Annotated in this window: 18 protein-coding genes and 2 pseudogenes; 11 read left to right on the forward strand and 9 right to left on the reverse strand. The window is 42.9% G+C overall.

Annotated features, from left to right (window positions below; genetic code table 11):
* The first annotated feature begins 64 nt into the window (after positions 1–64).
* From addB to hlpB, 6 genes and pseudogenes are all read left to right on the forward strand, one after another.
* On the forward strand, positions 65–3,559 hold the full coding sequence (addB, locus tag ACOT8F_RS04030; protein ID WP_421650267.1) for a helicase-exonuclease AddAB subunit AddB: 3,495 nt from the start codon (positions 65–67) through the stop codon (positions 3,557–3,559).
* Positions 3,552–7,280, forward strand: a complete 3,729-nt coding sequence (gene addA, locus ACOT8F_RS04035) for a helicase-exonuclease AddAB subunit AddA (RefSeq protein WP_421650268.1) — start codon at positions 3,552–3,554, stop codon at positions 7,278–7,280. The genes addB and addA overlap by 8 nt, the downstream gene beginning before the upstream one ends.
* 298 nt (positions 7,281–7,578) lie before the next feature.
* A complete protein-coding gene (gene sbcD / locus ACOT8F_RS04040; RefSeq protein ID WP_421650269.1) occupies positions 7,579–8,766 on the forward strand; it encodes an exonuclease subunit SbcD in 1,188 nt (395 codons plus the stop codon).
* Positions 8,763–9,440: pseudogene (locus ACOT8F_RS20940) on the forward strand (AAA family ATPase); the annotation flags it as partial. The gene sbcD and the pseudogene ACOT8F_RS20940, both read left to right, overlap by 4 nt.
* 2,034 nt (positions 9,441–11,474) lie before the next feature.
* Positions 11,475–12,167 (forward strand): annotated as a pseudogene (locus ACOT8F_RS20945) (SbcC/MukB-like Walker B domain-containing protein); the annotation flags it as partial.
* A 31-nt stretch (positions 12,168–12,198) separates the two neighbouring features.
* On the forward strand, positions 12,199–12,510 hold the full coding sequence (gene hlpB, locus ACOT8F_RS04050) for an HNH nuclease-like protein HlpB (RefSeq protein WP_421650271.1): 312 nt from the start codon (positions 12,199–12,201) through the stop codon (positions 12,508–12,510).
* A 330-nt stretch (positions 12,511–12,840) separates the two neighbouring features.
* Here hlpB and ACOT8F_RS04055 read toward each other — a convergent pair whose 3' ends face one another.
* The 6 genes from ACOT8F_RS04055 to ACOT8F_RS04080 form a co-directional block, all read right to left on the reverse strand.
* Positions 12,841–13,062, reverse strand: a complete 222-nt coding sequence (locus tag ACOT8F_RS04055) for a spore germination protein (RefSeq protein WP_421650272.1) — start codon at positions 13,060–13,062, stop codon at positions 12,841–12,843.
* Positions 13,063–13,204: 142 nt separating this feature from the next.
* Complete coding sequence (locus tag ACOT8F_RS04060; RefSeq protein ID WP_421650273.1) at positions 13,205–13,561, reverse strand: spore germination protein GerPE; 357 nt, start codon at positions 13,559–13,561, stop codon at positions 13,205–13,207.
* 17 nt (positions 13,562–13,578) lie between these two features.
* Complete coding sequence (locus ACOT8F_RS04065; protein ID WP_421650275.1) at positions 13,579–13,758, reverse strand: spore gernimation protein GerPD; 180 nt, start codon at positions 13,756–13,758, stop codon at positions 13,579–13,581.
* Complete coding sequence (gerPC, locus tag ACOT8F_RS04070; RefSeq protein WP_421650277.1) at positions 13,755–14,372, reverse strand: spore germination protein GerPC; 618 nt, start codon at positions 14,370–14,372, stop codon at positions 13,755–13,757. Before gerPC ends, ACOT8F_RS04065 begins: the two co-directional genes overlap by 4 nt.
* Before the next feature lie 91 nt (positions 14,373–14,463).
* On the reverse strand, positions 14,464–14,679 hold the full coding sequence (locus ACOT8F_RS04075; RefSeq protein ID WP_421650278.1) for a spore germination protein GerPB: 216 nt from the start codon (positions 14,677–14,679) through the stop codon (positions 14,464–14,466).
* Between the two features lie 11 nt (positions 14,680–14,690).
* Entirely contained in the window at positions 14,691–14,912 is a 222-nt protein-coding gene (locus ACOT8F_RS04080; protein ID WP_421650279.1) for a spore germination protein, read from the reverse strand.
* A 172-nt stretch (positions 14,913–15,084) separates the two neighbouring features.
* Here ACOT8F_RS04080 and ACOT8F_RS04085 point away from each other — a divergent pair, with 172 nt between their 5' ends.
* A complete protein-coding gene (locus ACOT8F_RS04085) occupies positions 15,085–16,251 on the forward strand; it encodes a DUF418 domain-containing protein (protein WP_421650280.1) in 1,167 nt (388 codons plus the stop codon).
* A 5-nt stretch (positions 16,252–16,256) separates the two neighbouring features.
* On the opposite strand, the gene ACOT8F_RS04090 is transcribed toward ACOT8F_RS04085, so the two are convergent.
* Positions 16,257–16,430 carry an aspartyl-phosphate phosphatase Spo0E family protein gene (locus tag ACOT8F_RS04090; RefSeq protein ID WP_421650281.1) on the reverse strand — a complete coding sequence of 58 codons (174 nt, stop codon included), beginning with the start codon at positions 16,428–16,430 and terminating at the stop codon, positions 16,257–16,259.
* A gap of 160 nt (positions 16,431–16,590) precedes the next feature.
* Here ACOT8F_RS04090 and ACOT8F_RS04095 point away from each other — a divergent pair, with 160 nt between their 5' ends.
* From ACOT8F_RS04095 to ACOT8F_RS04105, 3 genes are all read left to right on the forward strand, one after another.
* Positions 16,591–17,427 carry an SPL family radical SAM protein gene (locus ACOT8F_RS04095; protein WP_421650282.1) on the forward strand — a complete coding sequence of 279 codons (837 nt, stop codon included), beginning with the start codon at positions 16,591–16,593 and terminating at the stop codon, positions 17,425–17,427.
* A gap of 447 nt (positions 17,428–17,874) precedes the next feature.
* Positions 17,875–18,777 carry a fumarylacetoacetate hydrolase family protein gene (locus ACOT8F_RS04100; protein WP_421650284.1) on the forward strand — a complete coding sequence of 301 codons (903 nt, stop codon included), beginning with the start codon at positions 17,875–17,877 and terminating at the stop codon, positions 18,775–18,777.
* A gap of 40 nt (positions 18,778–18,817) precedes the next feature.
* On the forward strand, positions 18,818–18,973 hold the full coding sequence (locus tag ACOT8F_RS04105; protein WP_421650285.1) for a hypothetical protein: 156 nt from the start codon (positions 18,818–18,820) through the stop codon (positions 18,971–18,973).
* 131 nt (positions 18,974–19,104) lie between these two features.
* Here ACOT8F_RS04105 and ACOT8F_RS04110 read toward each other — a convergent pair whose 3' ends face one another.
* Complete coding sequence (locus tag ACOT8F_RS04110) at positions 19,105–20,298, reverse strand: ornithine--oxo-acid transaminase (protein ID WP_421650287.1); 1,194 nt, start codon at positions 20,296–20,298, stop codon at positions 19,105–19,107.
* A gap of 203 nt (positions 20,299–20,501) precedes the next feature.
* On the opposite strand from ACOT8F_RS04110, the gene ACOT8F_RS04115 reads away from it, so the two are divergent.
* Positions 20,502–20,867: a YisL family protein gene (locus tag ACOT8F_RS04115; RefSeq protein WP_421650288.1), complete on the forward strand. Its 366-nt coding sequence runs from the start codon at positions 20,502–20,504 to the stop codon at positions 20,865–20,867.
* 203 nt (positions 20,868–21,070) lie between these two features.
* Here ACOT8F_RS04115 and ACOT8F_RS04120 read toward each other — a convergent pair whose 3' ends face one another.
* Positions 21,071–21,628, reverse strand: a complete 558-nt coding sequence (locus ACOT8F_RS04120) for a DUF2777 family protein (RefSeq protein WP_421650289.1) — start codon at positions 21,626–21,628, stop codon at positions 21,071–21,073.
* Positions 21,629–21,746 lie beyond the last annotated feature (118 nt).

The raw sequence follows: 21,746 nt of genomic DNA on the forward strand, positions 1-21,746 counted from the left end.
AAAAATTTTAGGCGAAAAACGCCTTTAAAAGAGAAACAAGTTTATATACATAGGGGGCTTAAACGTGGGAATACGATTTTTGCTTGGCCGTTCCGGCAGCGGCAAGACCACACAGATTTTAAATGAAATACGGACAAGCCTGAAAAGCCAGCCTGACGGAAACCCGATTTTGTTTCTTGTACCAGAACAAATGACGTTTGCTATGGAATATGAGCTTGTTAAAACACCTGAACTTGACGGGATGATAAGGGCCCAAGTATTTAGTTTTACACGCCTTGCCTGGCGGATTCTTCAGGAAACAGGGGGAATCAGCAGACAGCACATAAGTACTACAGGCATTCAGATGCTGCTGAGAAAAATTGTGGAAGAAGAAAAACAGCAGTTTCATGTGTATGGGAAAGCGAGCGAAAAAAGCGGCTTTATTCAGCATGTGGAGTCCATTATGACAGAGTTCAAGCGGTATTGCATTACCCCAGAAGGGCTTGAAAGCCATCTTATGGAGCTTGCTGAATCGCCTGTGCGAAGTGAACAGGCACTTGCGGATAAAATACATGATTTACTGCAGGTCTACAGGCAGATGGAAGATCAGCTCGATGGTAAATATGTTGACTCAGAGGATTATTTGAGGCTTCTTTCGAGTCAGGCTGCAGAATCAGTCTATCTTGAAAATGCTGATGTATATGTGGATGGATTTCATAGCTTCACTCCGCAGGAATACCGTGTGATTGAAGCGCTTATGAATAAAGCAAAGAGCGTCACCTTTGCGCTGGCAGCTGATAAGGCTTTTAATCTGCATTTGCCGCACGAGCTGCATTTGTTCAGAATGACAGGAATGACATACCATAAACTTTCGGAAATGGCAAAACTGAACAATGCGGAAATCAGCGAAACCATTGTCATGGAAGAACTGAAAAGATTTCAGTCATCGCCATCTCTCTATCATCTTGAGCAAAATTACGACGCACGGCCTGTTAAAGAATATTTGGATAAAACGGATATTATGCTCGCACAGGCGGCAAACCGCCGCTCTGAAATAGAGGGAATTGCGAGAAAGATAAAAGGCCTGACAAGAGAAGGGGGATACCGGTACAAAGATATTGCCATACTAGTCCGAAATGCCCCGTCCTATCATGATTTGCTTACGCAAATTTTTCAAGATTACGAGATTCCATTTTTCATTGACCAAAAGCGTTCAATGCTTCATCATCCTCTGATTGAATTGATCCGCTCATCTCTCGAAACTGTTACAGGGAACTGGCGGTACGAAGCGGTGTTCCGTTCGATCAAAACAGAGCTGATTTATCCGCTTGAGTCAGACAGAAAAATCATGCGGGAGAAAATGGACGAGCTGGAGAATCATGTGCTGGCATACGGTATACAGGGCAGCAGATGGACGGACGGCAGCCGGTGGATCTACAGAAGATTCCGAAATATGGAAGAAAATGCTGTTGTAACAGATGAAGAACTTGAAAAAGAAGAAAGTCTTAACGCTCTAAAGGAACTGATCGTTCCTCCTCTGAGAAGGATGCAGTCAAGAATTGGGAAGGCAAGAACTGGAAGAGGGAAAGCGGAAGCACTTTATGGCTATCTGGAGGAGCTGGAAATTCCTCAAAAGCTTGAAATTCTTCGCAAGGAGGCAGAAGAAAAAGGTAATCTGCTTGAAGCAAGGGAGCACGATCAGGTTTGGAGCGCAGTGATCGGCCTTTTGGATGAATTCGTTGAGATGATGGACGAGCAGAAAGTATCCAACAGCCTTTTTATCGACATGCTTGATACCGGGCTTGAAGCGCTGAGATTTTCCATTGTTCCGCCAGCGATCGACCAAGTGCTTATTGCTGATCTTGAACGTTCCAGATTTTACGGAATGAAATGCAGCTTTATTATCGGGGCAAATGATGGGATTTTGCCTGCAAAACCTGTTGAAGAAGGCGTCCTTTCAGAAGAGGACAGAGAGGTTTTAAACAGGAGCGGTATGGAAGTGGCTCCTACGGCAAGGGAACAGCTCCTTGATGAAAACTTCCTCATTTACCGGGCGCTGACAAGCAGCGGAGAAAAGCTGTTTCTTTCCTATCCTCTTGCAGATGAAGAGGGGAAAGCATTATTGCCTTCTATAGTTGTTAAACGAATCTCGGAAATTTTTCCAAATATAGAAAATGTCTTTTATGTCAATGAACCTGAGGTGCTTCCTTTGGATGAGCAGCTGTCGTTTATCATCAATCCGCCAGTCACTCTTACTTATCTTGCAGCCCAGCTGCAGACATGGAAAAGAGGCTACCCGGTTGATGACGTATGGTGGGATGCTTACAACTATCTAATGGAATCCGATTATAAAGCAAGAACGAGAATGGTTTTAGGAAGCCTTTTTTACCAAAATGCCTCAAAGCCTTTGGAGGAAAACGTCTCAAGAGAGCTTTACGGAGATCATATTCAGGGCAGTGTCTCCAGAATGGAGATGTTCCGCAGCTGCGCGTTTTCCCATTTTGCTTCACATGGTTTGAAGCTAAGAGAGAGACAGCAGTTTCGGCTTGAGGCTCCAGATATCGGAGAAATGTTCCACTCTGCACTGAAGATGATATCGGAACAGTTAAGAGACATGAAGCTTTCATGGAGAGGCCTGTCAAAAGCACAGTGTGAAAAGCTATCAGGTGATGCTGTGGAAAAATTGGCACCAAGGCTTCAGCGTGAAATTCTTCTCAGTTCCAACCGTCATACTTACTTAAAACGCAAGCTTGAAAAAATCATCGCAAGAGCTGTAACGATCCTCTCAGAGCATGCGAAAGCAAGTGAATTTACGCCAATAGGATTGGAACTTGGATTTGGCAGAGGAGGTTCACTTCCGCCACTTCAATTTAAGCTGCCGAATGGCTGCACAATGGAGCTTGCCGGCAGAATTGACAGAGTGGATCGGGCAGAAAGCACAAGAGGGATTTTATTAAGGATTATCGATTACAAATCTAGTGAAAAGACGCTCAACTTAAGTGAAGTTTATTACGGAATAGCACTTCAAATGCTTACTTATTTGGATATAGTCATCACCCATTCAGCTGACTGGCTTGGAGTGAAAGCCACTCCGGCAGGTGTTCTGTACTTCCATGTTCATGATCCAATGGTTCAGTCAAAATCATTCCTCTCATTAGACAAAATTGAGGAAGAGATTTTTAAAAAGTTCAAAATGAAGGGACTTTTGCTTGGGGACGAAGAAACCGTTCAGCTGATGGATTTGACACTTGACGGCAGCTCTTCTCAGATTGTCTCAGCAGGACTGAAAAAAGGAGGAGGCTTCCGTTCTGATTCTTCGATTGCGAGTGAAGAAGAATTTTCCCTGCTCAGGAACCATGTCAGAAACGAGTTCGAAAAAATCGGAACTGACATCACAAACGGGACAATTGACATCAATCCTTATAAATTAAAGGATAAAATCCCATGTACATTCTGCTCTTTCAAAAGTGTCTGCCAGTTTGACCAGTCACTTGAAGAAAATGAATACAGAGTGCTGAAAAGCGAAAAAAATGAAGAGGTGCTGGGCAGGATGAGGGAGGAGGAAAAAGGCCATGAATGAAGTAATTGTAAAGCCGGAAAACAGCCAATGGACTGATGATCAATGGAGAGCAATCGTCTCAAGCGGCAAGGATATTCTGGTCGCAGCAGCGGCAGGCTCAGGAAAAACTGCTGTGCTCGTTGAACGGATTATCCGGAAGATTATTTCGAGGGAGGACCCGATCGACGTAGACCGGCTGCTTGTTGTGACATTCACCAACGCGTCAGCAGCAGAAATGAAAAACAGGATTGGGGAAGCGCTCGAAAAAGAACTGAAAAAGAATCCTTCTTCCCTTCATCTGAGGCGCCAGATCAGCCTTTTAAACAGGGCTTCCATTTCAACGCTGCATTCCTTCTGCCTGAATGTCATCCGGAAATATTATTATATGATCGACATTGATCCCGGCTTTCGCATTGCTGATTCAACAGAAGGTGCCCTTTTAATTGATGAGGTGCTGGATGATTTATTTGAGGAGCAATATGGTGCGGAAGGGAATGAGGCCTTCTTTGACCTTGTAGACAGGTATTCGTCTGACAGAAGTGACCTGGCTCTTCAAAATCTGATTCGCAGTTTGTATGAATTTTCCCGTTCGCACCCAAACCCTGCCGGATGGCTTGATGAAGTGGCAGAACAATATGAGCATAGAAGCCAGGCGGCGATCGAGAAACAGCCATTTTTTCAATATATGATGAAGGACATTTTACTCGTCCTTCAAACAGCAAGTGAAAGGCTGAAAGAAGCGCTTGATCTAACAAAGCTTCCGGGAGGACCTGCACCGCGTGCGGCTGATATCGGGGATTACTTTGAGCAAGTGAGGTCCCTTTTGGAGAGCCGCCATTCGTTCCAGGAGCTTTCGGAAAAAATTCAAACCGTTGAACCAAAGCGGGCAAAGCCGTGCAAGGGAGATGAATACGACCCGGTACTCCTTAAAAAAGCAGCTGATTTGAGAGACGGTGCAAAAAAGCAAATTCAGCAGCTGAAGGAAGAATGGTTCAGCAGGGATCTCGCCCGCCACTCAAAAGATATGAAAGATTTGGCTCCGGTCATCGAAACGCTTGTCAGCCTTGTGAAAACCTTCGGAGAGCGATTTGAGCAGAAAAAGAAAGAAAAAGGGTTAGTTGATTTTCAGGATTTGGAGCATTTATGTCTGCAAATCTTAAACAGCAGCCACGGCAGCACCCCTGCAGCATCGGAAGCAGCTCTTTTTTATCAGCAGCAGTTTCAGGAAGTGCTTGTGGATGAGTATCAGGATACAAACCTTGTTCAGGAAGCGATTTTGCAGCTCGTTACAAAAGAAGGGGAAGAGTTTGGCAACTTGTTTATGGTAGGGGATGTGAAGCAGTCGATTTACCGCTTCCGCCTTGCTGAGCCGTTTCTATTTCTTCAAAAATATAAGAGATTTCACACTGACGGAAATGGAACAGGCCTTCGGATTGATTTATCCAAAAACTTCCGCAGCCGTACTGAGGTTATTGACGGTACAAACTATCTTTTCAAACAGCTCATGGGCGAGCAGGTGGGGGAAGTAGACTATGATGAAGCGGCTGAATTGAAGCTTGGTGCATCATACGGTGAAAGCAGCGGAATGGAAACAGAGCTCCTTTTGGTTGACCGTGAATCTCGAGGAAAAGGCGAAGCAGATGAGCAGGCGGTATTCGACGCAGAGGAAATTGATACCGTTCAGCTCGAAGCGCGCCTAATGGCTTCTAAGATTCGCGAGCTGATTGACGGCAGATTCCAAATTGAAGACCGCAAAGCCGGTGGTACGAGAAACATTACTTACAGGGATATTGTGGTGCTGCTCAGATCAATGCCTTGGGCGCCGCAGATCATGGAAGAGTTTAAACAGCAGGGAATCCCTGTTTATGCTAATCTCTCCAATGGCTATTTTGAAGCGACAGAAGTCGCCATTATGATGTCACTGTTAAAAATAATCGACAACCCTTATCAAGATATCCCGCTTGCCTCGGTACTCCGTTCACCGATCGTCGGACTGACAGAAAGTGAAATGGCTATCATTAAAACTCATGCTCCAAAAGGGACTTATTATGAAGCGTTTAAAGCTTTTCTGGAAAAAAGTCCTGCAAATTATGAGGCATTGCTCCATAAGAGCAGCCATTTTTATGAACAGCTGCTCAAGTGGCGTGATACCGCAAGGAAAGAAGCCGTTTCTGATTTAATCTGGCAGATTTACAGGGAAACGCGGTTCCTGGATTATGCTGGCGGAATGCCGGGCGGCAAACAGCGCCAGGCGAATTTGAGAGCTTTATATGACAGGGCAAGACAATATGAGGCAACTTCTTTTAGAGGATTGTTCCGTTTCTTGAGATTCATAGACCGGATGCAGGAACGCGGTGATGACCTCGGGGCAGCAAGGGCGCTTGGAGAACAGGAAGATGTAGTCCGGATTATGACGATCCACTCCAGTAAAGGGCTTGAATTTCCGGTTGTCTTTGTCGGAGGCACTGCCCGTCAATTTAACTTGATGGATCTCAATAAGAATTTTCAGCTGGATAAGGAGCTTGGATTTGGAACAAAGCTGATTCATCCAGCCCTTAGAATCAGCTACCCTACTCTTCCATATCTGGCTATTAAAAAAAAGATCAAAACAGAGCTGCTATCTGAAGAGCTCCGAGTTCTCTATGTGGCTCTTACAAGGGCAAAGGAAAAGCTTTACCTGATCGGGACACTGAAGCAGGCAGAGAAAACCTTGAGTTCCTGGCAGGCCGCTGAAGCCTATTCAGACTGGCTGCTGCCTGATGGAAACAGACTGCAGGCAAAAAGCTATCTTGACTGGATCGGGCCTGCCATGGTAAGGCACAGGGATGCGGAAGTTCTCCATACAGAGGCTCAAGCATTTGAAAGCCTGATTTCAAGCCATCCTTCCAGGTGGAAAGTGGAACTCGTTCCGGAAAAAGAGATCGCCTCTGCGGAGCCGCTGAAAAAAGAGTATAGAGAAGAATATATGAACATGCTTTCAAGCGGCGAAAAAGTGCCGGCAGATGGGCTTTTGGCACATCAGGTAAAAAACCAGCTGGAATGGGAGTACGCTTATAAAAATGCTGCTGCATGGCGTTCCAAGCAATCAGTCTCTGAAATTAAGCGCCAGCAGCAATATACGGATGAGTACAGCGATCATGCAATCGTGAAACCAGCTGAAACAAAAGGTCTTTATGACAGGCCGAAGTTCTTGCAGAAAAAAGGACTTACTCCTGCTGAGCGCGGAACGGCCATGCATGCAGTGATGCAGCATGTCAGCTTGAATTCTCCTGTTACAGAGGAGTCATTAGCTGAAACCCTTGCGATCATGAAAAGCAAGGAGCTGCTGACGGAAGAACAGCTGGATTCCATCAGCATCAAAAGCCTTATGGGCTTTTTTGAAACAGCAATCGGCCAAAGGCTTATGAATGCATCTGACATAAAACGGGAAGTGCCGTTCAGCTATGCTATGCCGTCTTCAAAGGTATACATGGGACAGTCCGGACCCCGTGAAGAAAAGGTCCTATTACAAGGGGTTATTGACTGTCTATTTGAGGATGAGGAAGGCTTGGTTCTGTTAGACTATAAAACGGATGCGATTTATGGAAGATTTAAAGATTATGAGGAAGCAGCTCCTGTGCTCCGCAAACGTTATGAGCTTCAGCTGTCCCTATATGGGGAAGCGATTGAAAAAATATACAAAAAACCGCTCAAAGAACGCTATCTTTACTTTTTTGATGGAAGACACTTACTAAAGATATAAAGAAAGCTATTTTTTAAATGATAGGCACAAGTTTAAGCTAAATGTCGATTTTGGCGCCATGTTGATTGAAGGGGTGCTAAGACTCCTGCTTAGAAATGGTTCAATGGAGACCCTGCAGGCTAGGGTAGCGCCGAGGAGGCTCTAAAGGACCCTTTCTTAAGATGAGAGCCTGAAGCGGAAATCAACAGTCAACAAAGCCAAATGATAAAGAGATAACAAGAAATTGCCAATTTGGAAAAAGCCGCTATTTAATGCCTTCTTCCTTTTGGCAGTAATGCTTATAAAAGGAGGCTAGCACATGAGAATCTTGCATACAGCTGATTGGCATTTAGGAAAAACACTGGAAGGCAGAAGCCGGCTTCCTGAACAGGCTGAGTTTTTGGATGAACTGGCCGAAATTGTTGAAAAAGAAAAAGTGGATGCCATCCTGATGGCGGGAGATGCTTTTGATACAGTAAATCCTCCAGCTCAAGCTGAACAGCTTTTTTATGAAAGTCTGTCAAGACTATCGAATTTCGGAAAGCGTCCAATGGTCGTGATTGCAGGAAATCATGATAACCCTGACAGGCTTTCTGCAGCCTCTCCGCTTGCAGGCCATCAGGGCATTCATTTAATCGGATATCCTGTTTCAAGCGTTCTTGAGGTTCCCGTTCCTTCAGCCCAAGAAAAGATGATGGTCGCAGCACTTGCTTATCCTTCAGAAGCAAGACTTGCAGAGGTTTTGGCAGATGGAATGGACGAACTGCTGCTAAGAGATGAATATGACCTCAGAATCAGGGGACTGTTTGAAAAAATGAGCAGCTATTTCCGTAAAGATACAGTGAACATGGCAATGAGCCACATTTATGTAGCCGGCGGAAGCTCTTCCGATTCAGAAAGACCGATTGAAGTAGGAGGAGCCTATACGGTTGCAGCGACAAGCCTTCCAGAAGCTGCTCAATACACCGCACTCGGCCATCTTCACAGACCGCAGGAGATAAAAAGGGCGAAAACAATCGCGAGATATTCAGGGTCACCGCTGGCGTATAGCTTTTCAGAAGCCGGTTATGCCAAATCTGTTTCTATTATTGAAGTTGAACCAGGAAGCAAGGCTGCTGTGAGCGAAATTTTCCTTTCGAGCGGAAAGCCTCTCGTGAAATGGAAGGCAGATGGAGGCCTTTCGCAGGTATATTCGTGGCTGAATGACGGCAGAGATCAGAATGCATGGGTTGATTTGGAGATTCAGCTGACAGATACGCTGTCTATTGAAGAAATTCAGAACCTGCGCAAAAATCATCAAGGCCTAATTCATATCAGGCCGATTTTCGCGCTGGACAAAGAAAGAGCCCTTGCCCCCCGCAAAGAAAGGCTTCCAATCGATCAGCTCTTTGCTAACTTTTATGAAAGACAGACAAATGGAGCGAAACCGGATGAAGAGCTTTTGAAGCTTTTTATGGAGCTCGTTCATGAAGAGGAAATCGAACGGGGGGAGGATGTGCTTTTATGAGACCGATCAAGCTTTCAATTGCAGGACTGCACAGTTTTCGCGAAAAGCAGATTATTGATTTTGAAACCCTTTGTGATGGCGGGGTTTTTGGTATATTCGGGCCGACTGGAAGCGGAAAGTCATCCATTTTGGATGCTATGACACTAGCTTTATACGGAAAGGTAGAACGTGCTGCCAACAACACAATCGGGATTTTGAATCATGCGGAAGATAAGCTTTCTGTTTCTTACACATTTGAGCTTCAAAACGGCAGCTCAAGAAAACGGTATACCGTTGAAAGAATGTACAAACGTTCAGATGATCAAAGGGTAAAGACCTCGATCAGCCGTCTGCTTGATGAAACAGATGAACCTGTTGTGCTTGCTGACAAAGCGAATGAAGTAAACGAGAAAATTTACAGCCTGCTTGGCTTAACAATTGATGATTTTACAAGGGCTGTTGTTCTTCCACAAGGAAAGTTTGCCGAGTTTCTCTCGCTGAAAGGGGCAGATCGCCGTCAAATGCTGCAGCGGCTTTTTCACCTTGAACAGTACGGGGATGTTCTTCTTAAAAAACTGAGAAACCGCATGACAGAAACGAGGAGTTCTTATGAGAAACTTGCGGCTGAACAGGCGGGGCTTGGAGACGCTTCAAAGGAAGCCCTAACCGCAGCTGAATTAGAGCTGAAAGATTCAACCATGCTTTATAAAAAAAGAGCAGAGGAATACAGCCAATTCAGACGCACTTTTGAAGAGCAGCAAACACTTTGGAATCTGCAAATCGAAGAAAAAGCATACATAGAACAGCTATCTCGTCTTGAAACAAAAAAGGATGGGATTCAGGAGCAAAAGAATACGCTTTTTCTCGCTGAGGAAGCAGAGGGACTTAGCCCATATGCTGAAGCTCTGCAGTCTGCGGCTGAAAACCAGAAGGAAGAGGAAAAGCAGCTGCAGCTTTTAAAGGAGCAGCACGAAAAAATAAAAAATACCCATTCAGCTGCAGAAAAAACGTATTCGGATATTAGGGAGAAAAAAGAAAAAGAAGAACCCGGCCTCCTGGCTAGAAAAGAAAGGCTCGGCTACCTTAAACAAGCAGAAGAAGAAGTTCTGCAGCATAAAAAAGAGCACGAACAGCTCACAGATGAACTTTCAGCTGTGGAAACAGAGCTTGCTGAAAAGACGAAAAAGCAAAAAGATTTGAATGATCTTTTGCAAAAGGCAGCTGAAAGGCAAAAGGTTTTGCAGGTACAGCTTGAAGAAAATATCGTTTCAAGCCAGTACAGGAACCGATTATTCACAGCAAATGACTGGAAGCGGGAATGGAGAGGGCTTAATGAGCAGCTTAATGAAACAGAAGCAGCCCTTTTAAAAAAAGAAAAAGAGCTCAAGGACATTACGGCCCAGCTGCTGCAGGCAAATGATCACAACGAACGGAACAAAGCGCGTTTAATAGAGAAATTTGAAGCCGTTCAAATGCTGTTTAATCGAACTGCTTCAAGAAAAAAAGATATTGAGCGTCTTCAGCACAGCCTTTCAAGAAAAGCTGCGGAAGTACGGAATAAGCTGGAATTGGAAAGGGCCCAAAGCATTGCATTGCAGCTTAAGGATCAGCTGGAAGAAGGAGCGCCTTGCCCAGTCTGCGGCTCTATCCATCATCCTAATCCGGTTCAGGATAACAGTGGCAGCGAAGGCAATCCATCAGCAGAAATTTTGCTGCTTGAAGAGCTGCAGGAATCATGCAGAAATGAAGAAAAAACGTCCGCACGCCTGGTTGTCCAGCTTGAAGGATTATCGGACCGGCTTGTGAAGAGCTTTCCTTTCTTGCAAACAAGCATAAATGCTTCTGGTCTTGAGGAGATTGAACAGCTTTGGAAGCCTGAGGAGCTTGAAAATCCTGAAAAAGCCATTCATCTTCTTAGAAATGAATTGAAGGGGCTTTCTCAGGATTACCTTGAAGTGAACGAAAGTGCCGGAAGCATTATAAACGCATTGCAATCTTCCCTTCATAAGCCTGAGCAGCTGGAGCAAAACCACGCTCGTATAGGGGAAGAAGCGAGTGAATTAAAGAAAAAACAAGCCGCTTATAAGAATCAGCTGAAGGTAATGGAAGAGAAGTGGACGAAGGAATTTGAAGAGCTCCCGATGGATGAACTGGAGAAGTTCATTCAGGAAATGACACAGAAGGACGAGACGGCTGAGGACACAAGAAAGCGGCTTGATACAAGTGTTCAATTTATTCAGCAGAAGGAAACTGACAAAAAGAAACTTCAGGAAGAGGAAGCAGAGACAATCAGAAGGCAGATCAGCCTAAATGAAAAAGTACAGTCCAAAATAGAAAGGATAACAGAAAAAAGCAAATTGCTGACTGAATATGAAGGGGAGTTTTCCATTTCAGAGCAGCTTAATAAAACCATTCGCATTCTGGAAGAAATGACTGTATCAGAAAAAGAAGCCTATAAGGATTGGCAGGACAAATCCAATCAGCTTCGGCATATGGAAAGCCAGAAAACGGCTTCAGAAAGAACTGCAGCTGACGCTTTGGCAAGGGTTGAGAGGGCCAAGCAAAAGTGGGCAGAGAAAACAGCGGAAACTATTATAAAAGAAGCTGAAAAGGTTTCTCTAAACCTGCTGCCTTCAGAGCAAAAAATGAGAATGAAGGCTGAAATTGAACAATACACGGATAAAGTGAAACAAGTAAAGGGAGACATAATACGTATCTCAGAGAAAAGAGCGGGACAAACGCTTACGGAGGAGGATTGGCATAGCTCCAATAAGGTTAAAAAGGAAATGGAAGAGTTCGTCAATCAAGCAGCTGAGGCAAGAGGAGCTGCTGCCAAAGCAGTGCAATTACTTACTGAAAAGCATGGAAGATACAAAGAAATCGAAATGCTCTTAAAAGAAGAAGGCTTGCTGATTTCAAGGCTTGATAAGCTGCAGACCGTCTTTAAAGGAAATAGTTTTGTGGAATACATTGCAGAGGAACAGCTTGAGCAGGTAAGCCGGGATGCATCAGAGCGTCTTGGCATTCTGACAAGGCAGCGATATGCAATAGAAGTTGATTCGCAGGGCGGCTTCATCATGAGGGATGATGCGAACGGAGGAGTCCGCAGACCGGTTTCCAGCCTTTCTGGTGGAGAAACCTTTATGACCTCTCTTGCCCTTGCTCTTTCCCTGTCATCCCAAATTCAGCTTAGAGGAGAATTCCCGCTGCAGTTCTTTTTCCTTGATGAAGGTTTTGGCACACTTGATGCTGATCTTTTGGACACGGTTGTATCTGCACTTGAAAAGCTGCAGTCTCAAAATTTGTCGGTTGGCGTCATCAGCCATGTACAGGAGCTCCGTGCCCGCCTTCCAAAAAAATTGGTTGTTAAACCGGCTGAACCAGCAGGGAAAGGGACATCCGTCTATTTGGAAACTCTTTAATCACCCTATGGCAGTCAAAGGAATGAGGCGTATGGGAAAATCACTTATTGGCACATGCGAATTATGCAGAAGAACAGAAGTGAAATTAACGGTTCACCATCTTGTTCCGAAAGAAATGGGAGGGACGTTTCTTTCAACAGCTTACCTTTGCATACCTTGCCATAAACAAATTCATGCCCTTTACATGAACGAGGAACTTGCTGTACGGCTGAATACACTGGAAGATTTGCGCAGGGATGCTAACATTTCAGGCTATATTAAATGGATCAGAAAGCAGCCGTCATCCAAAATGATCAAAACGAAAAAATCGAAAGACAGAAAACGCAAAAAAGGCAGCCGATAATCTATCAGCAGCCTTTTTTGCTAGGCTCAGTTAAAGCTATATGTTGATTTTGGCAGTATGCTGATTGGAGCGGGTGCTGAGACTCCTGCTTAGAAAAAGGGGTTAAGGGATATCCTGCAGGCTCAAGAAACGCCAAGGAGGCTCCCGGACTGACCGCTTAAGAAGAGTGCCTGAAGCGGAAATCAACAGTAAAATTTTAATAGATCCTTTTGCAAAGAAAATATTTCGTTATATTGAACTTACTGATTTTCCTTCATACTACTAAAAAGGAATGATAAACGATTAAACTTGGAACGTGTTTTATTTCGAGACGAAGGAAAGCAAGGTATCCTAACTGTTGCCTGTTTGATTTTGGTCTGATACATCCGGATCAATCATATTGGTGGCACTGATGCCATTATTCAAAATCCAGAAATCCCCGACGTTTCCAGCACCAGAACCTGAAGCCGTTTTAGAAGCTGTTTTAGGAGAGATATAAAAAGTGTCGCCGAAATTCACCACGCCGCCAGTGGATACAGTGTTGATCTTTATTGGTCCAACAATTGCAGGCACGGGAAACATCCTTTACTTCTTCAGTCGTAATCATAGTATATTCATAAAAAAGCTTAAGGTTCATCTTTATTCGTCCCACAATTTCATTCATGGGACATCCTTGACTTCTTCAGTCGTAATCATAGTATATTCATAAGAAAGCTTAAGTTTCATCTGTACTGAGGAGCTGCCGTGTATGCTTTATACGCGCTACTGCATCAACCAGGTTTGAAGAGCCGATATGAAAAACCGCAGAAGAAGATAATGCAAGCACCTTTACATATTGAACATTTATCGCATGCTTTTCATTGCAAAAGGAAGTATTAACGGTCTCGTTCTTTACAGGTTTGATAAGAGGAGTATTGAAAATTTCATACTGGCTAAAATCACCTTCACCGTCATAAAAAATTTCTGCTTCTCTTTGCACTGCAAAAATTTTTGTACGGGGTGTAATGGCATCCGAATCACCTATGTTAAAAACAGAAGAAATCCCCATTACGTTAACATATGCCGCTTTCACTATCGAAAGACGCCGCATTATCTCGAAATAGAAAGGGGCACAAAAGGCCCGACAATCAGTGATTCAGGCGGGGTATCATAAACGGCGGACAGGGCGATATTTTCCGTATCGCCAATTAAAAAGACGGAAGAAGAAGCAACAGCTGTTACTTTAATAAAACAAACATTCAATTCGCAATTCACAACGCTGAAGTTCATGATGAATCCCCCTTAATATTAGTTGGAAGATATTTAATAAATGTTTCAATCGACTGGAAAATTTCGCTTTTTATCTGTTGAACGATTGGCTCAAGCTTCGTGTCAACTTCCCTATTGTCGCTCAGATCAACATTTTTTAAGTAATGATGAATTCGAGTATCCAGCTGCTTGCGTATATCCTCAATGACCATATTCCGGTGTCCTTCATCGAGGTTTCGTGAATAGCGCTTTTCAAGTTCCTCCATTACATTGATGCATTCCTCGCTCAAGTAAGTATTAAGCTGATCACGCGCCTGAACGTAAATATCTTCATTGTGTTCCCTTTGCAAAACACCGACGTGCTGACCTTTTTGGATCACTTCAAAGTTTTCAATAGGCTCAGGATCCGTAGGGTTTAGCCCTATATTAAGTGTGCCTTCAAGCGTTTGCACCTTGAGCTGGTCAAAATTATAATCAATCCGTTCAATATTTGTTGTTGGACGGCCTTTTATTTCCTGAACTTCGCGGGTCAGCTGCTGCAGCATCATTTCAAGTCCTTGAATTTGTCTCTCTTGCCGATTAAGTACAGCAAGCAGCTGCTGAAAATAATTAGTCCAGTCATAACCGTAATACATGCCGCAACACCTCACTTTTTGCACGCAAACTGATGGATAACTCCATTATATGCTCAAAAGGAGGCAGTTAAGCCTGTTTGGGACAATTCTATTACCGGCCAAAAGCGGCAAGCGGGACAGCCGGCTGCGCCATGGTACTGCCGCGTCTTCTTGCAGGAGGGGCTGGCTCAAAGAAGCCTCCTGTATTATAAAGATTGGAAAGCGGTTTAATATAACCTGCACTCCCAATCTGAAAAACGGATGAGTTGTTGATCCCCCCTATTTTTATATAGTTAATATGAATGGATTGGGTAATGTAAAAGTTCACAATCTTCACCCCTAGAGATTGCCGACAATTGGCTGGTCGACAGCATTGTTGTCATACGTATTTGTCACACTGTTCTGGTTGTAGATTGTTAAATCATCTCCGGTAACAAAGGAGCCGGCTCCGGAAAAGGTTTTGACTTCACTTACGGGAGAAATGTTCAGGACATCCCCTATATGGAGAATACTCGACGTTCCAATACTGTTTACTTTGAAGATCCCTACGATAGCAGGCATAAAAAACATCCTTTACTTTTGGCTGTTTTCGCCAAAGTTTAAGAAAAGAGCCTTACTTTTAAAAGGGTATGAACCCTTTCTGAAGAAATTAAAAACAACAGGGCTTTGTTACATGCAGTTTATGATATAGATAAAAAGTTGTGATATTAGCGGAGAAATGAGGGCAGCTGCTATGGAGAAATTCACTCCTGTAGAAAAAGCAGAAAGGCTTTATTCACTTGATATATTAAGAGGTTTTGCATTGTTTGGAATTGTGCTTGTGAATATTTTTGATTTTTCAAGACCGCTTCTTTACCAAAAATCAATGGTTGAGAGCAATGATTTTACAGACAGAACGATTGAAATAATGGTTTCAATATTTGCTCAGGCAAGCTTTTATCCTCTCTTTTCTTTGCTGTTTGGAGCTGGGACGTGGCTTTTTTATGAAAGGCTCAGGCAAAGAGATCAATCGTTCAGCAAATTTTATGGAAAGAGGCTTGCTGCCCTTTTCTTGTTTGGGGTCATTCATGCTTTTTTTATTTGGCATGGAGATATTTTAATGACCTATGCGGTTACCGGCTTCATTTTTATGCCATTGATAAAGATGTCCAGAGCCTTTCTGCTGCAATGTGGAATTTGCCTTCTGTTTATACCGAATATTCTTTTAGGATTATTATATGCAATTGCAGGGGCAGAAAGGCCTCAAAATCTCATCTTGGCAGGCCGGCAAGAACAGATTCAGCACTCACTGCAAACCTATAGTCAAGGCTCCTGGGTTGCAATATTTGGCCGAAGATTGGCAGACTGGTATTATACAAACAATCTATATAATGCACCGTTATTGATTCTTTCACTGCTGCCGCTTTTTATGCTCGGAGCTTATGCGGCAAAGCGCGGCTGGTTTCAAAATAAGCTTGAACCGGATGTGAGAAAAGAGCTGAAACTCCTTTTCTTCTTGTCATGGGCAATTGGGCTGCCGTTGAAAATATGCCCGTATGTGACAGGAGAAAATGTTTTGACACGGCATCTGCAGCTTTCAATTGGAGGACCGGTACTCGCTTTTTTCTACGCAAGCGGCATCCTTCTGTTATTGCAAAGAAGAATGAATGAAAAAGCATATAAACCTCTGCTGGAAATGGGAAGGGCATCTCTGTCAAATTATTTAATACAATCAGTTGTCCTTTGCTTCGTGTTTTATTCCTATGGACTCCGATTATACGGGGAGGCTTCTTCAGCAAGAAGTATAGCGATTGCAATAGTCGTTTATGTTGGGCAGGCATTCTTAAGTGTGTTATGGTTTAGGAGATTTTCTTACGGGCCTGCTGAAAAAGTATGGCGCAAGATGATTTATGGTGCTTAGAAATGTTATCTCATGCGTCTGCTATTTTTTGGAAGAGGATGCTTGGATTGCTGTTTCATTTGTTCTAAAAGAAGCTCATCCAGCTCTTGGCTGCATTGAATAGTGGCGGCATCATTCATACCATAAAGCCTAGCGGTTTCTATTAAACTTTTTCTTTTAGCTTCAATTTCATTGACCATTGCTTTCTCCAACTTTCAATATGATCCATCCATTTCAATAGATAATTGGTATGTAATTGGAAATGAATAAACCTATTATACAACGGAAAATGAATTTGTCTTCATTTTCGCTAAAATTACTAATAATGTTACATCTTTCAACAGATGAGGGGGTGTTTAGTTGGAGATTTCTTATAGAAATCCAAAAGCTTTTTTAACCAAAACAGGCGGATTTCTTGAAGGATATGAGTATTCGCTGAATCCCTATATCGGCTGTTCATTCGGCTGCAAATACTGCTATGTCAGGAAGCTGCCGGTATCTCTTTTTCGGAAGGAAGAATGGGGGACCTGGGTAGATGTTAAGCAGGCATCGAAAGAGTCATTTGCGAAGGAACTGAAAAAGGCAAAGGAAAAAGGGCCCGTCAGAATATTCATGTCCTCAAGCACAGATCCATATCAGGGAGTTGAAAGCAATGAAAAGATCACGAGACTGCTGCTTGAAACAATGACTGAGATCCAGCCTGATTTTTTATTTGTCCAGACGAGAAGTCCTCTTGTAAAAAGAGATCTGGATCTTTTCAAGAAATTTAACGGCAATCTGCTCGTCAGCATGACAATTGAAACAGATCGGGAAGAAATAAGAAAGCTGTTTTCACCGGGAGCGCCTCCATTAAAAGCAAGAATGAATGCTTTGAAACTTCTGACGGAAAACGGAATAACGACACAGGCTGCAGCAGCCCCAGTCCTTCCTTATTCTGATGAGTTTCCAAAAAAACTGAGCGGGATAACAAACAGGGTATGTCTTGATGATTTATTTATGGGGGATGGAGCAAACGGAAAACGTTCGATCAAGCTTGGGATGGAAGAGCTGCACCAAGAAGCAGAGGCGGAAGAATGGTTTAACAGAAAACATATTCATCAAGTAGTCAAAGACTTTGAAAAGGTGTTCCCAGCTGAAAATATCAAAATAAATAAAGAAGGCTTTATCCCTTTTCAGGAGGCTTCTGAGAAAACATGATAGATGCGCCTATCCATCTTGATCAATATGACGCCGCTAATCTGGACAAAGAAATAGAGAAGTGGAAGAAAGCTTGGAGGTTTTCTTGCAAAAAGCTAGCCCCTGGAAATATTACGGTCCGTTTCAAGGCAGAAAAACAAGCCCTTTTCTTTTGGAGGATATTTGCAAGTGTTTGTCGAATATTTACTCCATCCAGCTTGAAGAAGTGAAGAAGCAAACGGCTTCTAATGCCAGCTCCTTCTTTGGCTGTTAAAAAGGCTTTTCGCATAGATTGTTGCTATTCGCAAATGCCTTTATCACGCATTTTGTCTTGCTTCGGGGCATCTTTTCTTAAAATTCGCAGATGTATACCAGAATTCATTAAATTAGATGAAAAAGCAAAAGAGCCTTTAAAAAAGTAAAACAGGCAAAAATGAACATAAAACGAAGTCACGGGGGAATGGATCAATGAATTTTGCAACCGCCCAGCTCAACGGAAGAACATTCATCGGATTGATCATGGAAGAAAACCAAATTTTAGACCTGCAAAAAGCAGAAAAAAAATTATTTGAAATGGAGACTATTCCTGCTGATATGATCTGCTGCATAGAAAAAGGGGAAAAGCTTATAAATCATGTCAGGCAGCTTCAGCAGTGGCTGGAAAAATCGGAAGAAGCCGGCTCATTTATTTATCCGCTGAAAGATGTGAAATTGCTCTCGCCTATACCGAGACCAAAGAAAAATATTTTCTGTGTCGGAAAAAATTATCGTGATCATGCAATCGAAATGGGGAGCGAAGCGGATATTCCTGAATACCCAATGCTTTTTTCAAAAGCGCCAACAGCGATTATCGGTCCGGAAGAATTAATTGATCCGCACACACATATAACACAAGAGCTTGATTACGAAGGGGAACTTGCTGTCATCATTGAAAAAAGAGGAAAGCAAATAGCTGAAGAGGAAGCAATGGATTACGTATTTGGCTATACTGTTTTAAATGACGTGACAGCGAGAAATCTTCAAAGGAACCATAAACAATTTTTACTTGGAAAAAGCCTTGATACCTCTTGTCCCATGGGACCCTATATTGTGCACAAGTCTGTTATTGCGGACCCATACGCATTGATGGTGGAAACGAAAGTAAACGGGGAAGTGCGGCAGTCCGGAAAAACGCGAGATATGATTTTTTCAATTGAACACATTATTTCTGTTATCTCGCAAGGTACCACTCTTGAACCTGGAGACATTATCGCAACAGGAACCCCGTCAGGCGTGGGAAGCGGTTTTAAACCGCCGAGGTTTCTAAAATCAGGTGATGAGGTGGAAATCAGCATCACTTCAGTCGGAAAATTGAAAAACAAGATAAAGTAATAAAGAAATGAGAAGCTGATATCTCAGGTCCTTTTTCGTTTTGGAAAAGAAAGACTATTTGTCAAAAATGCTCGTTTTCAAGATTATCGGGGCTCATGTGGAATGGGGCGGGCAGGAAGGCATATTGATTATTTTAGAAGAGTTTGAGAATGAAGCAGACAGATTCGTTTCTGAGCAGGGGTTATATTTGGTATGAGGCTGAACGGGTACCTGACTCACTTAAAACATCGTTAATTCTTCTGATTTATACCGAGTAGAGAAAAACATCTGAATAAAAAGGGCTGCTTCAAAAGATTAGTCTTTTGAAGCAGCCCTTTCATTATTTTCTTACTTAGAAAGCACGTTTTTAACCCGTTCAATCGCCCAGTCAAGATCCTCTTTTGAAATAATAAGAGGAGGCGCAAAACGAATAACTGTATCATGTGTTTCTTTGCAAAGAAGGCCTTCTGTTTTTAATTTTTCACAGTATGGACGTGCGTCTTCTGTAAGCTCCACGCCAATGAAAAGACCTTTTCCGCGAACTTCTTTTATGATTGGGTTATCAATTTCGCCCAGCTTTTCCTGAAAATAGTTTCCTAGTTCAAGAGAGCGTTCTGCTAATCTTTCATCAATCAGAACATCCAGTGCTGCGATAGAAACCGCACATGCAAGCGGATTCCCTCCAAAGGTTGAGCCGTGAGATCCAGGATTAAATACCCCTAGAATATCTTTGTCCGCTGCTATGCAGGAAATTGGGAAAACTCCGCCTCCAAGGGCTTTGCCAAGGATATACATATCCGGTTTGATCTCTTCCCAGTCACAGGCAAACATTTTGCCGGAGCGTCCAAGACCAGCCTGGATTTCATCAGCAACAAAAAGAACATGGTTTTCTTTGCAGAATTCATAGGCTTCTTTTAAGAATCCTTCTTTCGGAATGTTGATTCCGGCTTCGCCCTGAATCGGTTCAATGATAAAGGCAGCTGTGTTTGGTGTTATGGCTTCTTTTAAAGCCTCCAGATCTCCGTAAGGAATAATTTTAATTCCAGGAAGCATTGGACCGAAGCCGCGCTTGTATTCGTCGCTTGAAGACATGGAGACAGCTGTCATTGTTCTTCCGTGGAAGTTATCCTCACATACAATGATTTCTGCTTTATCATATGCCACAGCTTTTACATCATAAGCCCATCTTCTTGAGGCCTTCACCGCTGTTTCAACTGCTTCTGCTCCGGTGTTCATCGGCAGTACCATATCTTTTCCAGTCAATTCTGCAACCTTTTCATACCATGGTCCAAGCAGATCGCTGTGAAATGCACGGGATGTAAGGGTTACCCTGTCAGCCTGATCTTTCAGCGCCTGAATAATTTTAGGATGACGATGACCTTGATTGACCGCTGAATAGGCACTTAGCATATCCATGTAGCGATTACCTTCAGGATCCTCCACCCATACCCCTTCTGCCTTAGAGATAACGATCGGCAGCGGATGATAATTGTTCGCCCCGTATTTTTCTGTAATCTCAATAATATCTGCTGATTTCGTCATAAAATCCCTCCGTACTCCCCTTAATAATCAGAAATAAAAGGCTTACATTTGCTTTAACTGGGGGTTCTATTTATACAATATCGTAGGATCGTAGGATAGTAAAGAACACAATAGACAAGATTTGATCTCTATCTTTCATTTTTAGATCCTTTTCATGGTAAAATTAATTTATTCATTGATTAATAAAGAAAGGAGGAAATGCATTGACAACACATTTGCACATTACCACTTGGCTTTTAGGGCTTATTTTATTTTTTGCAGCAGTATCTTTATTCAATTCAGGTAAAATGAAGCCGTTTACGATTGTACATATGATTACAAGGGTATTCTACCTTCTGATATTGGCAACGGGAGTGCAGCTGTTTATAGCCGGATATAACCTAAGCAAGGGAGAGTATTTCGGTAAGCTTTTTTTAGGACTTGTCATTATCGTATTAATGGAATTGATCCTTGTCCGAACAAAAAAAAGAAAGCCTGTAAGAACACTGTGGATCATCTTTGTGATTGCTTTAATTCTGGTCATTTACATGGGATTGCGTTTGCCTTTGGGTTTCCATCCATTTGCATAAAAAAATCTGCCTTCCTGAACAGAAGGCAGATTTTTTATCTTAATGCCAGAATTTAAATCATTTCTCAACTCAATTCATGCACTGAATCCAGCATCAGGCGCCATCGGCTCGAGGTCATAAGCCAAACTGTCAGAAGGTAAAAGAACAACATTCTAGCCAGCTCGTTTTGTGCTTGCCGCCGATAAGCGGGCGTCTTGCGCTTTTTATACATGATACAAAATAGCCCGGTCTCCCTTGCTGGTTGTAAATTCAAACCGGTCGCTCGAATTTTTTCCGCGCTCGAAGTGATGCTGAACCGCACATATTCTGTCCTCATTATCAAATTGAAAAAAAGAAACCCCTTTTTTCAGCTTTTTCTTTCCCATAAACATAAGCTGATTGTAGCTGTATATACAGTCATATACGGAAAATCCCATGCCGTTCAGCTGTTTTGTAAATTCAATAAACGTTTCATCTGATATGGAATGGAGCATTTGATCAAATGCAAAAGGAAGCGGCTTTTTTATTCGAATGCAATCATCCTCATGTACTGTATGAGTTCCAAAAAGCCCTTTAATTTTTCCGCTTGGCAGCCATTTTCCTTTTTGCCATCCGCCGCTTAAAAAAATTTCAAGCTCATTCATATTCATTGTTTCAAGCAGAACCATTTCGTCTCCTTCTTCTTCAAAGAAAAACCATTCATCCTCAAGCATCTGAATCATGCCGATGATAAAGGAGCGGTCCTGGTACCGCAAAAGTTCCGTTCTCAATTGTTCACTCAAGTGGCTGTTCACTCCTAATTGGACATCTACATTTCCGTTTTACCCAAATCCAAGAGCCTTTATGCAGAATCTAAGATCATCCGGACAAAGCCTGCTTTCATATGCTAGGATAGTGGAT

The sequence above is a fragment of the Chryseobacillus diguaensis genome (assembly GCF_049220665.1).
Lineage (GTDB): Bacteria > Bacillota > Bacilli > Bacillales > Bacillaceae > Metabacillus_B.